At 73.2% G+C, this 14,837-nt stretch carries 15 protein-coding genes; 4 read left to right on the forward strand and 11 right to left on the reverse strand.

Features of this window, described 5'->3' with window-relative positions; all coding sequences use genetic code 11:
* Nucleotides 1–40 precede the first annotated feature (40 nt).
* Genes ASG05_RS16935 through ASG05_RS15195 form a run of 3 tightly spaced genes read right to left on the reverse strand, consistent with a single transcriptional unit; the run spans nt 41 to nt 1,361 of the window.
* Entirely contained in the window at nt 41–700 is a 660-nt protein-coding gene (locus ASG05_RS16935; RefSeq protein ID WP_235491540.1) for a hypothetical protein, read from the reverse strand.
* Nucleotides 607–1,080: an NAD-dependent epimerase/dehydratase family protein gene (locus tag ASG05_RS16940; RefSeq protein WP_235491541.1), complete on the reverse strand. Its 474-nt coding sequence runs from the start codon at nt 1,078–1,080 to the stop codon at nt 607–609. The genes ASG05_RS16935 and ASG05_RS16940 overlap by 94 nt, the downstream gene beginning before the upstream one ends.
* Nucleotides 1,081–1,088: 8 nt before the next feature.
* Nucleotides 1,089–1,361 (reverse strand): mycoredoxin, encoded by a 273-nt coding sequence (locus ASG05_RS15195; RefSeq protein WP_056262728.1) that lies wholly within the window; start codon nt 1,359–1,361, stop codon nt 1,089–1,091.
* 83 nt (nt 1,362–1,444) lie between these two features.
* Here ASG05_RS15195 and ASG05_RS15200 point away from each other — a divergent pair, with 83 nt between their 5' ends.
* Nucleotides 1,445–3,202 carry a pyruvate dehydrogenase gene (locus ASG05_RS15200; RefSeq protein WP_056262731.1) on the forward strand — a complete coding sequence of 586 codons (1,758 nt, stop codon included), beginning with the start codon at nt 1,445–1,447 and terminating at the stop codon, nt 3,200–3,202.
* A 138-nt stretch (nt 3,203–3,340) separates the two neighbouring features.
* Here ASG05_RS15200 and ASG05_RS15205 read toward each other — a convergent pair whose 3' ends face one another.
* Entirely contained in the window at nt 3,341–4,723 is a 1,383-nt protein-coding gene (locus ASG05_RS15205) for a hypothetical protein (protein WP_056262734.1), read from the reverse strand.
* A gap of 75 nt (nt 4,724–4,798) precedes the next feature.
* Here ASG05_RS15205 and ASG05_RS15210 point away from each other — a divergent pair, with 75 nt between their 5' ends.
* Entirely contained in the window at nt 4,799–6,460 is a 1,662-nt protein-coding gene (locus ASG05_RS15210; RefSeq protein WP_056262739.1) for a CYTH and CHAD domain-containing protein, read from the forward strand.
* A 79-nt stretch (nt 6,461–6,539) separates the two neighbouring features.
* On the opposite strand, the gene ASG05_RS15215 is transcribed toward ASG05_RS15210, so the two are convergent.
* From ASG05_RS15215 to ASG05_RS15235, 5 genes are all read right to left on the reverse strand, one after another.
* Nucleotides 6,540–7,079: a DUF1697 domain-containing protein gene (locus tag ASG05_RS15215; protein WP_056262743.1), complete on the reverse strand. Its 540-nt coding sequence runs from the start codon at nt 7,077–7,079 to the stop codon at nt 6,540–6,542.
* A 5-nt stretch (nt 7,080–7,084) separates the two neighbouring features.
* Nucleotides 7,085–9,193: a S9 family peptidase gene (locus ASG05_RS15220; RefSeq protein ID WP_056262745.1), complete on the reverse strand. Its 2,109-nt coding sequence runs from the start codon at nt 9,191–9,193 to the stop codon at nt 7,085–7,087.
* Between the two features lie 20 nt (nt 9,194–9,213).
* Complete coding sequence (locus ASG05_RS15225; RefSeq protein WP_056262750.1) at nt 9,214–9,513, reverse strand: hypothetical protein; 300 nt, start codon at nt 9,511–9,513, stop codon at nt 9,214–9,216.
* A gap of 68 nt (nt 9,514–9,581) precedes the next feature.
* A complete protein-coding gene (locus ASG05_RS15230; RefSeq protein ID WP_056262753.1) occupies nt 9,582–10,112 on the reverse strand; it encodes a hypothetical protein in 531 nt (176 codons plus the stop codon).
* Nucleotides 10,113–10,178: 66 nt separating this feature from the next.
* The gene (locus tag ASG05_RS15235) at nt 10,179–10,532 is read right to left on the reverse strand and encodes a hypothetical protein (RefSeq protein WP_056262757.1); all 354 of its coding nucleotides are present in this window, start codon (nt 10,530–10,532) and stop codon (nt 10,179–10,181) included.
* 51 nt (nt 10,533–10,583) lie between these two features.
* Between ASG05_RS15235 and ASG05_RS15240 the strand changes: the two genes are divergently transcribed.
* On the forward strand, nt 10,584–11,081 hold the full coding sequence (locus ASG05_RS15240) for an 8-oxo-dGTP diphosphatase (protein ID WP_056262761.1): 498 nt from the start codon (nt 10,584–10,586) through the stop codon (nt 11,079–11,081).
* A gap of 130 nt (nt 11,082–11,211) precedes the next feature.
* Nucleotides 11,212–11,511, forward strand: a complete 300-nt coding sequence (locus tag ASG05_RS15245) for a hypothetical protein (protein ID WP_056262765.1) — start codon at nt 11,212–11,214, stop codon at nt 11,509–11,511.
* A gap of 37 nt (nt 11,512–11,548) precedes the next feature.
* Here the strand turns inward: ASG05_RS15245 and ASG05_RS15250 are convergent, their stop codons facing one another.
* Nucleotides 11,549–12,898: an ABC transporter permease gene (locus tag ASG05_RS15250; protein WP_157490265.1), complete on the reverse strand. Its 1,350-nt coding sequence runs from the start codon at nt 12,896–12,898 to the stop codon at nt 11,549–11,551.
* Between the two features lie 92 nt (nt 12,899–12,990).
* Nucleotides 12,991–14,739, reverse strand: coding sequence for a sodium:proton antiporter (locus tag ASG05_RS15255; protein WP_056262772.1), 1,749 nt, complete (start codon nt 14,737–14,739; stop codon nt 12,991–12,993).
* Nucleotides 14,740–14,837 lie beyond the last annotated feature (98 nt).

Raw genomic sequence — 14,837 nt, forward strand, 5'->3', positions numbered from 1 at the left:
ATGTATGGCGAGTGCGGCGTGCGGCGCACGGGGCGCGGCGTCAGCGGCGGCGGGCGGCGGCGACCAGGTCACGCTCGTCGTCGGGCCCGAGCCCCGCGCCGTGGGGCCCGGCCGGGCCGGGACGCGAGCGCTCCCAGGCGAGGACGTCACGCAGCGTCTCGTCGACGGGGCGCGGCACGAGACCCGCGGCGCGACCCGCGCCTCCTGACCGGGCTCCGAAGCCCGCGTGCGTGGCGACCGGCAGCCAGAGCGGCAGCGACCGTGGGCCAGCCCACGGGTTCACGCCGTGCTGCTCGAGCCAGGTCTCGTCGACCGGAACGACCTCACCCGTGTGACCCGCGACGCGCCGGGCCGCCTCGAGGTGGTCGGCCAACGATTGCCGGTCGCCCACGGCGTCGACCGTCCCCGAGCGCCCGCCTTCGACCGAGGCGACGATCCACGTCGCCAGGTCGCGCACGTCGATCGGCTGCACGTCGAGGCCGGGGACGTCGGGCACGAGCACCGGATCGGGCTCGGTCGACGCGGCGGCCCGGCCAAAGCGCAGCGGCCACCACCCGGTGCGGCCCGTGTGGTCGCCCGGCCCGCCGATCAGGCCCGCCCGGACGATCAGCGACCGTTCGCGGCCGAACGCCTCGACGACGGCCCGTTCGGCGGCCACCTTCGACCCGCCGTAGTCCGACTCGTCGCCGTCGACGAGCACGGCGGACTCGTCGGCCCCCGGCGTCGCCGTGTCGGCGTGTCGGCGTACACGCTGACACTCGACACGAACACGTAGGAGGCGCCGGCCGGTTCGAGCACCGACACCGCGTCACGGACGTGCGAGGCGTCGCGACCGAGGTCGACGACCGCGTCCCAGCGCTGCCCGCCCTGGACCACGGGGTCGTACGCCCCGGCGGTGCTCCGGTCGGCCCGGACGAACCGAGCGCCGAGCGGCACCGTGCCGGACGACCCGCGGGCGAGGCAGGTGACCTCGTGGCCGCGGGCGAGGGCGTTGGAGACGATCTCGCCGCCCAGCCAGGCCGTCCCGCCCAGCACCAGCAGGCGGAGCCGCCGTGGGGCCGACTCGGCGGCGAGGACCACGTCGGCGCTCAGACGCCGAGCTTCGCCTGCACGTCGGCGAGGGACGGGTTCGTGGCCGTCGAGCCGTCGGGGTAGATGATCGTCGGCACGGTCTGGTTGCCGTCGTTGACGCTCTGCACGAGCTCGGCCGTGCCGGGCACCTCTTCGATGTTGATCTCGGTGTAGCCGATGCCCTGCTTGCCCAGCTGCTGCTTGAGTCGGGCGCAGTAGCCGCACCACGACGTGCTGAACATGGTGATGGTGCCGGCCTCGGGGACGTACGTGCTCGCGATGTCACTCATGTGCCCAGGTTAAGCCCGGTCGGCGGTGAGCGCCGGGGGAGTTGGCTGGGAGGCGCTCCAGCAGGCTCCACGAAGGGAACACCATGGCAGACACGGTCGCCGACCAGATCATCGCCCAGCTCGTCACCGCCGGGGTGCGGCGCATCTACGGCATCGTCGGCGACAGCCTCAACCCGATCGTCGACGCGGTGCGCCGCACCGGCGGGTCGGCGAAGGGCGGGATCGACTGGATACACGTCCGCAACGAAGAGGCCGCGGCGTTCATGGCCTCGGGCGACGCCCAGATGAGCGGCGAGCTCGCCGTCTGTGCCGGGTCGTGCGGCCCGGGAAACCTGCACCTGATCAACGGCCTGTACGACGCGAACCGCAGCCGGGCCAAGGTGCTGGCGATCGCCAGTCACATCCCGAGCGCGATGATCGGCTCGGACTACTTCCAAGAGACCCACCCCGACCGCCTGTTCGTCGAGTGCTCGGGCTACAGCGAGATGATCTCGACGGCCGAGCAGTCGCCGATGGTCGTCGCGAGCGCGATCCGGCACACGCTGGCGGGCGAGGGCGTCAGCGTCATCACGCTGCCCGGCGACATCGCCGAGCTCGACGCCGGCGGCAAGGTGCCCGCGTACGTGGCCGTCCGACCGCCCGAGCTCGTGCCCGACCGACACGACGTCCAGGCCCTGGCCGACGCCATCAACCAGGCCGACACCGTCGCGTTCTTCGTCGGCGAGGGCGGGCGCGGCTCGCACGACGAGATCATCGCGCTGGCCGACCTCGTCGGCGCCCCGATCGGGCACAGCCTGCGGGGCAAGGACGTCATCCAGTACGACAACCCGTTCGACGTCGGCATGACCGGCCTGCTCGGCTACGGTGCCGCGCACGCCGGCATCCACGACGCCGACCTCCTGGTGCTGCTCGGCACCGACTTCCCCTACCCGCAGTTCCTGCCCGACGCCTCGAAGGTGACCATCGCGCAGGTCGACGTCGACGCCGCCGTGATCGGTCGCCGCGCCGACGTGCAGGTGCCCGTGCACGGCGCGATCGCCCCGACCATCCGCGCGCTGATGCCGCTCGTGAGTCGCAAGAAGAACCGGAAGTTCCTCGACAAGACGCTCAAGAAGCACGACAAGCTCATGACCGGCGCGGTCGGGGCGTACACCAAGAACGTCGAGAAGATGCGGCCGATCCACCCCGAGTACGCGGCCTCGCTGCTCGACGAGGTCGCCGCCGACAACGCGATCTTCACCGCCGACACGGGCATGGGCAACGTCTGGGCCGCCCGTTACGTCACGCCCACCCCTCGCCGACGCATCTTCGGTTCGTACCTGCACGGTTCGATGGCCAACGCGTTGCCCCACGCCCTGGGAGCCCAGATGGCGTACCCCGACCGCCAGGTCGTGTCGATCTCAGGTGACGGCGGGCTCTCGATGCTCATGGGCGAACTCGTGACGGCGCAGATGTACCAACTGCCCGTCAAGATCATCGTGTTCAACAACTCGACGCTGGGGCTCGTCAAGCTCGAGATGCTCGTCGACGGGTTCCCCGACTTCGGCGTCGACGTGCCCTACACGGACTACGCGGCCGTGGCCCGGGCGATCGGCATCCACGCGGTGCACGTCGACGACCCGCGCGACCTCCGGGCGGCGTACGAGGCGGCCTTCGAGCACGACGGCCCGGCGCTCGTCGACATCGCCACCGACCCCCAGGCGCTCTCGCTGCCGCCGACGATCACGGGCGCCCAGGTGAAGGGCTTCTCGCTCGCCATGTCGAAGATCGTCATGAACGGCGGGGCGGGCGAGGCCGTTGCGATGGCACGCACCAACCTGCGCAACGTGCCGCGTCCCTGATCACGGCACCGCGCCTCCTGCGCTCTCGTCCGTCGATGGCGCAGGAGGCGCGGTGCACTAGCCGGGGACGTCTCGCGACGGCCCCGGCGCGGCTCGGCCGGCCGCGGTCGCGCCGTCGACGGACGGCGCGCTGTCGGCCTACTGCGCGCTGCCGGCCGGCGGCGTGGCGCCGGTCACGGGCGCGCTGCGGGCCGCGAGGCGCGCCACAGCCGCGAGAGGGATGTCGATCCAGTCGGGTCGGTTGCGGCTCTCGTAGATGGCCTCGTAGACGGCCTTGTCGATCTCGAACGCGTCGAGCAGGGCGCGGGCGGCCCGGACGTCGACGCCGGACGACGCGACGTAGCCGTCGACGAAGGCCCGGCGGGCATCGTGGGCCCAGGCCCCCGCGTCGACCGGAACGTCCTCTTGGGCGAGCGAGCCGGCGACGTAGTCGAACGACCGCAGCATGCCCGCGATGTCGCGGATCGGCAGGTCGGGGCGCGAGCGTTCGGGCATCGGCCGCAGGGGCTCGCCCTCGAAGTCGATCAGCATCCAGCCGCGTTCCGGCGACAGCAGAGCCTGACCGAGGTGCAGGTCGCCGTGGATGCGCTGCAGGTCGGGCCAGTGCAGGTGCTCGGCGGCGTCGTAGACCGCACCGATCGCTTCGGCGTGCTCGGCGATGCGGGGCACCTCTCGGGCGGCCGTCGTGATGCGGCGCCGCATGCTCGTCAGGGCGCCGGCGATCTCGTCGTCGCCCGCGGGGACCGTGCCGAGGTCGGCCGCCAGGGTCGCGTGCACCTCGGCGACGGCGACGCCGAGCGCGTGGGCCTCGGCCGTGAAGTCGGTGCCGGCGGCCGCGGCCGTCAGGGCCACGCGCCAGGCGTCCTCGAGGCCGGGCAAGAACTCTTGAGAGAAGGCGAGGTGCCCGGTCGCCGTGCCGCCGTCACGCCCGACGTCGGGCCAGGTCGCTCGCAGCGAGCCGAACGACGAGGGGACGTGCGTCGACCCGCCGCGGGTGAGGGACGCCTGCGTGGTCACGTCGGGGTTGTCGCCGTGGTGCAGCACCCGGAACACCTTGGCGATGACCTGGTCGACCGGGCCGCCTTCGACGTCGTACACGATCGACGTGTTCGACTGCTCGCCCGAGAGCACGCGCGAGCGGCGCACCTGCCCGGGGTCGACGATGCGCGTGCCGTCGACGGTGACGTCGGCGCCGACGACGTGCGACTCGGCGGACATCGTGCGCAGCAGCTCGCGGGCGTACGCCGGATCGTGCGGGCCGTCGTAGAGGTACCGCCCGTCGGCCGAACCGATGAAGGCCGCGTCGCCGCCGGGCAGGGGAGTCGCACGGCTGACGAGGGGCACCTGGTAGAGCACGGGGACGTCGGCGGCCTCGTCGATGATCAACAGCGTCATCGCGAGGGCGTCGTCCACCTCGGCCTCGAACGAGCCGATCACCCGCAGGGCGGGCGTCCGTCCCTTCGTCGCGTACCAGCGCTGGCGCGCCATCCATCCGGCAAGACTCGGGGCCACGTCGCTCATGCGACGACCCTACGCCGGGGCGGCCCCCGAGGCTCGGCCGACGCTCGACCGGCTCGCCCGACTACAACGGAGGGCATGAGCCACGCCGCCCCCCGCCGCACCGAACAGACCGAGATCGAGCGCAAGTACGACGTCCACGAGAGCGCCGCCGTGCCCGACCTGGCCGGGGTCGGCGGCCCCGACCTCGCCGTCGCCACGGTCGAGCGCGACGACGCGGTCGAGTTGGCGGCCACCTACTGGGACACCGTCGACCACACCTTGCTCGGGGCGCGGACGACCCTCAGGAGGCGCGAGGGCGGAAGCGACGCCGGCTGGCACCTCAAGCTGCCGCCGTCGGCCGGCACCGCCGGGCGCCGCGAGGTGCACTGGCCCCTCGGCGAGCCCGACGAGACCGTGCCGGAGGCCCTGCGTCGACTGGTCGAGGCCCGGCTGCGTGGTCGGCCCGTCCACCCCGTGCTGCGGCTCGGGACGACGCGCACGGTGACGCGACTGCTCGACGGCTCGGGTCGGGCGCTGGCCGAGGTCGCCGACGACGTCGTGCGCGCCTCGAACCCCGACTCGGCGTCGCTCCGCACCTGGCGCGAGTGGGAGGTCGAACTGGCGCCGGGCGTCGACGGAGCCGAGGGCGAGCGGTTGCTCGACGCGGTCGCCGACCGGCTCGAGGCGGCCGGGGCCTCGGTGTCGTCGTCGAAGTCGAAGCTCGCCCGCGGGTTGGGGGCCGAGCCCGCCGGGGCGGCCGGGCCGGCGGCGGGCCCCTCGGCGGCGTCCTCGTCCGGAGGCGGATCGGGTGGGGCCGCGTCGTCGACCCCGTCCACCGCGCCCGGGCCCGCGGCGCCTCCCAAGAAGAAGTCCGCCGCCGCGTTCGTCACCTCGACCGTGGCGGGGCTCCGCGACGAGCTGCTCACGGTCGACGCCGCCGTGCGCGACGACGAGCCGGGCGCGGTGCACCGGCTCCGGTCGACCGCTCGGCGACTCCGGGCCGTGCTGACGGTGTGGGACGGCGTCCTCGACCCACGGCTCGCCGGTGCGGTCGTCGCGGGTGCGGCCCACGTCGGCCACGCGTCACGGGCCGCTCGCGACGCCGAGGTGACGAGGGGCCGGGTGGCGACCCGCGCCTCCTCGGCTCCGACGGGGTTCGTGGCCGTCCAGGCGACCGGCCGGCTCGAGGCCCGGCTCGACGAACGACTCCACGAGGCGACGGGCGACGTTCGGCGGATGCTCGACTCGCACGCCTGGTTCGACCTGCTGGACGCCGTGGACGCCCTGGTCGCGGCTCCGGCGACCGGGCCGCACGCCGCGGACCCGGCGTCCGAGCTGTCGGCGACCCGGCTGCGGGCCGAGCGGAAGCGTGCCACGAGGGCCGTGAGGGCGGCTTTCGCGGCCGCGGACGCGTCGGTCGACGGGGGCGCGAGCGCGGCGGGCGGCGCGGGCGCGGACGACGTGTCGAGTGACCTGCGGCACGCGCGCACGGCGGTCCGGCGGCTGCGGCAGGCGCTGGAGGTCGACCATGGCCGCAGCGGGTCGGGTCGTCGCCAGGCGCGCCGGGCCGAGGCTGTCCAGGACGCCCTCGGCGAGCACCGGGACGCCCTGGCGGCGGTGCGCACGGTCCGCGAGGTCGCGACGCTCGCCCACCGGCTGGGCGAGGACACGTTCGGCTACGGGGTGCTGGCGGCCCTCGAGGTCGAGCGGGCCGGGGAGGCGCTGCGGCGGTTCGAGCGGGCCGCCCGACGGCTCTGAGTCGGCGGGGTCACCCACGGCCGTGCCGGACCCGTCGCCGTGTCACCCCCCGCGCGTCGCGAGGTGCACGGGGTACGGGTCAGCGGGCGCGGCGGGCGAGCAGGGCCTCGATCTTGCGCACCGTGGCGTCGTTGCGGGCGGTCACCGCCGTCGGCAGTGCGCGCCACCAGGCGGCCGGCACCCGCGAGGCGAGCACCCCCGACGGCAACCACTGGTAGACGGCGTCGGGGGCGACGACCACCTCGTCGTCGCCCAGGTCGACGTCAGGAGGCGCGACCCCGTCGAGCGCGCCCGGCACCTCGGCGAACGCCACCGACAGCAGCTTCGGCTCACGACCGTCGCGGCGGAGCGGGTTCGCCGCGGCCAGACGCTCGAACCGGTGCGCGTCGAGCAACACCAGGTCGGCGTCGACGCCGGTCTCGCGGGTGACGGCGGCCCGCAGCCCCGCCGCGTCGTCCGGGCCGAGCACGGACGACGCCCCGAAGACCAGGTTGCCGCTGTTCAGCAGCGTCTCGGGCCGCTCGAAGCCGAGTTCGACGGCGATGCGGCGCAGGTCGGCCATGGCCACGCGCTGGGCGGTGCCGACGTTGACGCCCCGCAGCAGGGCGACGTGGTCCACGACGCTCAGGCGCGCCCGAGCACGTCGAGGATCCACGCGATCTCGAAGGCCCGCTCACGCCACGACTCGTACCGGCCGCTGACGCCCCCGTGCCCCGCCGACATCTCGGTCTTCAGCAGGACGGGTGCGCCGACCTCGCGGAGCCTCGCCACCCACTTGGCGGGTTCGACGTAGAGCACCCGGGTGTCGTTGATCGAGGTCACCGCGAGGATGCGCGGGTACGTCACGTCGTCACGGACGTTCTCGTACGGGCTGTAGCCGCGCATGTACTCGTAGACCTCGGCGTCGTGCAGCGGGTCGCCCCACTCGTCCCACTCGATGACGGTGAGCGGCAGGTCGGGGTCGAGGATGCTCGTCAGCGCGTCGACGAACGGCACGGCCGCCACGATGCCGGCGAACCGGTCGGGCGCGATGTTCGCCACCGCGCCCATCAGCAGGCCGCCGGCGCTGCCGCCCTCGGCCACCATCAGCTCGGGCGTCGTGCGCCCCTCGGCGATCAGGTGGTCGGCCACGGCGACGAAGTCGGTGAAGGTGTTCTTCTTCGTCAGGGTCTTGCCGTACTCGTACCACGACCGGCCGAGCTCGCCCCCGCCCCGGACGTGCGCGACGGCGAACACCACGCCGCGGTCGAGCAGCGACAGGCGGGCCACGCTGAAGCCTGGGTCGATGCTGTGCTCGTACGAGCCGTAGCCGTAGAGGTGCACCGGCGACGGGCCCTCGGCGGGCACGGCGTCGCGACGCCAGACGAGCGAGACGGGCACCCGGGTGCCGTCGGCGGCCGTCGCCCACTCGCGGGCCTGGTCGTAGTCGGCGGGGTCGTAGCCGCCGAGCACGTTCTGCCGCTTGAGCAGGTGACGCTCGCCCGTGCGGACGTCGAGGTCGTAGACGGTCGACGGCGTCACGAACGACGTGTAGCCGAAGCGGACCGTCGGCTGGTCGAACTCGGGGTTGCCGCCGGCCCCGGCGGCGAACAGCGGCTCGTCGAACCCGACCTCGGCGACCTCGCCGTAGCCGTCGGGGCCGAGGGGCACCACCGCGAAGCGCGGCAGCGCGTCGCGCCGGTACTCGACGACGAGGTGCCCGGCGAACGCGTCGACCGACTCGAGCCGGACGGAGGCGCGGTGCGCCATGATCACGCGGCGGTCGGTGGTCGAGGTGGGGTCGTCGGCCGGCACGTCCAGCAGCTCGAAGTTCTCGGCCCCGTCGTTGTGGACGATCAGCAGGCGGTCGCTCCCGGCGACGATCGCGTGCTCGACCTCGTACTCGACCCCCTCGCGTCGCGGCCAGACGACCCGGAACTCGCCGGTCGGGTCGGCGGCGTCGAGCAACCACGTCTCGCTCGTGATCTTCGAGCCGACGTCGACGACGAGGTACTGGCGGCTGCGGGTGAGCCCCACGCCGATCCAGTAGCGGTCGTCCGTCTCGGTGAACACCGTGACGTCGTCGCCCGGCTGCCCCACCTCGTGCCGCCAGATGGTGTCGGGACGCCACGACTCGTCGACGGTCGGGTAGAACACGTACCGGCCGGTGGCGTCGAAGAGCGCGCCGGCGGCCGTGCCGGTGACGACGTCGTCGAGGTCCGCGCCCGACGCCAGGTCGCGGATGCGCAGGGTGTAGCGCTCGTCGCCCTCGACGTCGACGGCGTAGGCCAGCAACGTGCCGTCGGGCGAGACGTCGAAGCTGCCGATCGAGAAGAAGTCGTGGCCCTCGGCCTCGACGTTGCCGTCGAGCAGCACCTGCTCGCCGTCGGCGGCCTCGCCCGCCTCGATCGTCGGGGGCGTCCAGTCGTCCGGGCCCGAGATCGGCGCGCGGCAGTGGATGCCGTACTGCTGCCCCTCGGCCGTGCGCGAGTAGTACCACCACGAGCCCTCTCGGACGGGGACGCCGAGGTCGGTCTCTTGCACACGGCCCTTGATCTCGTCGAAGACGCTCTGTCGCAGGTCGGCGAGGTGGGCCGTCTCGGCCTCGGTGTGCGCGTTCTCGGCCTCGAGGTGCGCGATCACCTCGGGGTCGTCCTTCACCCGCAGCCACTCGTAGTCGTCGACGAAGTCGTGACCGTGGTGCGAGCGGGTGACGGGCTTCTGGGGGGCGCGGGGGGCGGGAACGGAGGCCATCACCCGAGCCTAACGGCGGCTCAGATCGAGCGGTCGCTCGCCGTGATGCCGCCGAGGGGCGGCACGACCGGGTACTCGTCCGAGGCGACGTGCACGTCGGCCGGGCCGGGGGCCTCGCCCTCTCGCGCCTCGTCGATCGCCTGCTCGGGGGTGCCGGCCTTCTCGGCGGCGGACTCGGAGTGCGTGCCGGGGACGGTGACCGTCGCGTCCACGTCGTGGCCGGCCGGGTCCGGCTGCGCGTCGGCCTCGCGGTCGTGCGTGGCCGCCTCGTCGTGCGTGGCGGTGGGGTCGGGGGCCGGGGTCTCGTCGCGGTCGCTCATGTCGGGGACGCTACCCGCGCCTCCTCGGTCGCGTCCGTCGGCGGCGGCGACGACGGCAGCCGCGGCGGTCAGTCGTCGACCGGCAGCACGGTCGTCGGAGCGGTCAAGCCCTGCACCGTGGCGCCCAGGTGGGCCTCGCCCGGTTCGAGGTCGGAGATCGACCGGCGGTCGGAGCGCAGCCGTCGCACCGAGGCGTTCAGCCTGGCGTGCAGCTGCATCAGGTGCAGGCGATAGCGCTCGGGGGAGTCGTCGCTGTCGTCGAGGAAGGTGTTGCAGGCGAGGGTCATCTCGTTCAGCACCGGCAGCGCGTTCGACCGGGGGCGGAGGGCCCGCCGGGCCCGACGGATCTCACCCCGCAGGGCCGAGATCGAGTGCCGCGCCTGTTCGAAGACCGGGTCGAGGGCCCGGGGGTTGGGGCTGAGCCGCGGCGCCACCCGGCGCAGCACCCGGCGGAAGTGGATCTCGGTGATCAGCTCGTTGAGGGCCGAGGCCTCTCGCCGCCGCGACTCGATCAGCCGCACGAGCAGGTTGGAGGCGAACGCCGCCCCGGCACCCACGAAGGCACCCACGGTCACCGTCACGACGTCCCACCAGCTCATGGGGCCACGGTACGGTGCACCACCGACAGGCACGCGCCCGACCGGCCGCCCGACCGGACCCTGCGCTCAGCGTGAGGCGTCGTCGAGCCGCCCCATGAGCGACCAGACCGCGCGCGACAGCTCGGGGTGCCAGAGCGCGATGGTGCGCAGGTAGCCGAGCTCGTCGGCGAGCCCGAGGCCCGTCGCAGTCGGCACGCCGTCGATGCCGAGGGCGTCGGCCCGCAGCGAGATGACGACCTGTTCGTCGACGGTGGGCAGGCCGGGGATGACGTCCCACGGGTCTTCGCCGTTGCGGCAGCGCAGTTCGATGAGGGCGGACAGCTCGTCGTGGGCCTCGGCACGCAGCACCTCGAGGCTGCGACCGGCACCGCGGAACTCGGGCCCGGGGCGTCGCCTGCCGCTGGATCGTGCGTCGGACATGACGACGAGCCTACGCGCGACGTCCGACGCCGAGGCCGGTAGCCTGCCGTCATGCCGGTCTACCGCGTCTGCGTCACGTATCTGATGCGCGAGCACGAGGGGCGCGTGCAGGTGCTGCTCGGTCGCAAGAAGCGCGGACTCGGCACGGGCTACTGGGTCGGGCTCGGCGGCAAGTTCGAACCCGGCGAGGGGGCCGAGGAGGCGGCGGTCCGTGAGATCGCGGAGGAGAGCGGCGTCGAGGTGGCCGCCTCCGACCTCGAGCGGCGGGGCGACCTGCTCTACCTCTTCCCGCACCGCGAGAGCTGGAGCCAACGCTCGACGGTCTTCGTCACCACGACGTGGAGGGGCGAGCCGGCCGAGAGCGACGAGCTCGCACCGCGCTGGTTCGGCCTCGACGAGCTGCCCCTCGGCGAGATGTGGGACGACGCGTCGCACTGGTTGCCGGCCGTGCTCGACGGGGGACGGGTCGCGCGCACGTTCGTCTTCGCGGCCGACCTCGCGACGGTGGCCTCCGAGGGCGTCCTTCCCGCCGAACACGCTGGTCACTGACGGGTCGGCACCCGGACGGGTGCCACTCGCAGAGGGGGGCGCGGCACGGCCCCGGCCCCGCCTAGGGTCGGATCAGAAGCGGATGCCGGGGGACACCCCCGTCCGTCCGACGGATCTCACGGGGAGCGACATGACCAGCTACGACGGCCTGACCCTGACCCCGACGCGCGGTCTCTCGCGCACGACCGTCCCCGCCGCGCGGCGCGTGATGCCCGTCTGGCTCCCGATGGCCGCGTGGGCCCTCGGCCTCGTCGCCGTCGTGGTCGGCGCCGCGTTCGGCGGCACCTTCCTCGTCCTCTCGAGCTTCGCCGTGATCGCACTGGTCGCCGGCATGGCCGTCACCGCCGCCCGGTGGCGTCGGGTCGAGCGCCTCGCCGAACTCGAGCTGGCCGAGCGTCGCGCATCCGCGTCGGAGACGCAGCTCGTCTGACGCCCGACCGGCCCCTCGTCATCGTGCCGGCACCTCGTCAGCGTGCGGGACGGTCGTCCCGCTCACGGGACGACGACCCGACGCGGTCGCTCGCCACGACCCGGACCGGCCGCGTCGAGAGGTCGTCTCCCTCGAGCCCGCCGGGCGCCCCGAGGAACATGTCACCCCGCTCGGCCGGGTCGCCGAGGTCGTCGCGTTCGTCCACCGGGATCGTGTTGATCGTGCCCGTGTCGGTGGCCACCAGGCCGTGCCGGGCGAGCACCTCGTCGCGCTCCCTGGTCAAGAACTCGCGGTTGGCGTTCTGGGCGTCGGCGAACATCGTGGTGCGGCCCGACACGATGCGTGCGATGCGCCGGTTCTCCCACCAGCGCTTGCCCACCACCATCAGCACGACGCCGAGCGCGGCGTAGCAGAGCATCATCGTGACGCCTCGCCCGTAGCCCGGACCCACGCCGTAGAGCACGCGCTTGAGCATCTCGGTGATGCCGCTGCCGACCACCACGGCGTTCAGCCAGGCGAACGGCTGGGGCATGAACCAGGCCGGGTAGGCGGCCCCCGACGACGGCATCGACAAGAAGACGAAGACGATCATCGCCGGCAGCGCCACGAAGCGGCCGACGAAGTAGCTGATCCCGTTGACCGCCAGGCCGATGGCGATGATCCAGGCCCAGGCGATGAAGAACAGCGGCACGAAGTGCCCGTCGACCGCGCCGATCACGGGCCCGGCCAGCACGTTCGTCACGAGCGAGATGACCCCGCCCCCGACGCCGATGACCGTCATGCGCGTGCGGTGGCGCAGCGGTGCACCCATCAGCCCGATGAACATGGCCACCATGTAGCCGCCGATGCACCACGAGAGCATGAGGTACATCGAGACGGTGCCGTACTCGTCGTTGGCGGGCAGGGGGGCGAGGTCGGTGACCGTGGGCGTGACGCCCTCGGCCTCGAGCACCGGCGTCATCGTCGCGGGGATCAGCGCGGCGACCTGGTACTGGTGGGCGCTCGCGGTGTAGATGGTCGTGTCGGACGGGTCGTAGGCCACGGCGACGTGGCCGGCGAGGACCGCCTGCTCGGCCTCGTCGGTCGAGGCGTAGACGCGCACGTCGATCACGCCGGGGCGTGCCTCGTCGAGGTTCGCCTGCAGCTCGGCGGCGGCGGACGGCGATCCGACGACGGCCACGGGGACGTCGTGCGGGTGGGGTGCGTGGAAGGCCGCGATGTAGCAGAGGCAGAAGCCGACGATGAAGAACAGCGGCAGCCAGAGCTGCAGGCCGATCAGCTGCAGGGACGGGTGCAGGGTCGAGTACCACCGGCGGTAGCGCCCGAGCTCGGGTTTGGCCGGCCCGCCCACGTCGCCGGTCGCCGTCTCGTTCGTCGTGGTCGCCACCGTGCCGTGTCCTCTCGTCCGTCGTCGTCCGTCGCCCTGGCCGTCGATGCCGCTCACGATACGCCGGAGGGCGACACGACCCCGGGTGGGCGTCACGACCTCGTGCTCGTGAAGGCCGAGGTGTCCATGGCGAGCTCCTCGGCGTCGAGTCCGAGCAGCACCCGTCGCATCACCTCTTCGTCGACGTTGCCGGCGTCCCGCTCGCGCAGGACGACCTCGCGGCGCTTGGCGAGCAGCTCCCGGCGGATCGACCCGAGGGCCTGGGGCGCCGCGCGGCGGCGGGCGCGTTGCGCGTCCGTCGACGCCGAGGCGCCCCGTTCGTCGGCGTCGTCGAGGGCCGTCCGCTGCAGGGCCTCGTTCTGGCGGAGCAGCCGCGTCGTCGAGATGGTCACGGCCCGCTCGGTCAGCTCGACCCCCCACCGTCGCTCCCAGTCGCCGCGACGCTCGGCGACGTAGGCCATGGTCTCGTCGGTGCTCGACGAGAAGATGGCCAGCTCGGCGGCCAGGTCACGGTCCCGCTGGGTGTCGTCGCGCACGCCGAGCACCCGGATCACGAACGGCAGCGTCAACCCCTGCAGCAACAACGTGCCGACCGTGACGATGAACGCGATGAGGAACATCGTGTCGCGGGCGGGCACCGGGATGCTCGACTCGGTGATCGCCGGGATCGACACGGCGGCCGCCAGGGTGACCACGCCGCGCATGCCCGTCCACGAGATGACCGTCAGCTGCCGCCAGCCCATGCGGGGCTGCGGGTGGTAGCGCAGCGTCCGCAGGGCCGGTGCCCGACGCAGTCGTCGCAGGGTCGGCACCCGCCGGAGCCTCCGCAGCACCGTCGACAAGAAGAGGTAGCGGCCCGCCCGGGCGGCGTAGTACGTGCCGAACACGAAGGCCGGCCGGACGAGCACGACCACCGCCAGCACGGCCAACGCGACGCCGACGCTCTGGCCGAGGCCCCGCTCGCTCTCGCTCACGTCGAGCACGACGGCACGCAGCTGCAGGCCGATCAGCGCGAACACGAAGCCCTCGAGCACCACGTCGGCGGCCGACCAGAAGGGGCGCTCCTGCAGCCGTGTCGCGTAGCCCGTGCGCGGCGAGTTGAAGCCGACGTAGAGCCCGGCCGCCACCACGGCCAGCACGCCGGAGCCGCTGAGCTCCTCGGCGGCGATGTAGGCGATGAACGGCAACAGCAGCCCGATGACGTTCTCGACCACGGGGTCGTCGATGCGCACGCGCACACGGTGCGCGACGAAGCCCAGGGCGAGGCCCACCGCGACGCCCACGCCGATCGCCAGACCGAAGATGCCGAGGTCGTCCCACAGGGTCAGGCTCGCCCCGCCCACGATCGCGAGGAACACCTTGACGAGCGTCAGCGACGCCGCGTCGTTGATCAGGCTCTCGCCCGAGAGCACCGTCATGACCTTGCGCGGCAGCCCGAGCTTGCGGCCGATGGCGGCCGCCGACACGGCGTCCGGAGGCGCGACCACGGCACCGACGAGCAATGCGGCCGGCAGCGTCATGTCGGGGATCATCACGTAGGCCACGCCGCCGACGGCGAAGGCCGTCACGACCACGGCGCCGACGCCGAGCCGCGCGATCTGCACGCGGCTCTCGCGGAAGTTCAGCAGCGACACGTCGAGGGCAGCCGAGTAGAGCAGCGGCGGCAGCACCACGGTCAAGATCACCTCGGAGTCGATCTCGACGTCGGGCACCCCGGGCACGAGGGAGACGAGCAACGCGACGCCCACGGTCAGCAGCGGGGCGGGCAGGCCCCTCCAGCGGGCGAATGCCGTCACGACGAGCGACCCGGTCAAGATGATCAGCAGCTCGCCGAGTTCCATGTGAGCCGGGCTCCGTCCAGTCGTCGAGGGCAGCCGTGCGGCATGCACCGACTGCAAAGTCCGCCCCATCCTCTCAGGCACCCCCTAGGAGAACGTCG

It is taken from the genome of Frigoribacterium sp. Leaf186, assembly GCF_001423905.1.
Taxonomy (GTDB): domain Bacteria; phylum Actinomycetota; class Actinomycetes; order Actinomycetales; family Microbacteriaceae; genus Frigoribacterium.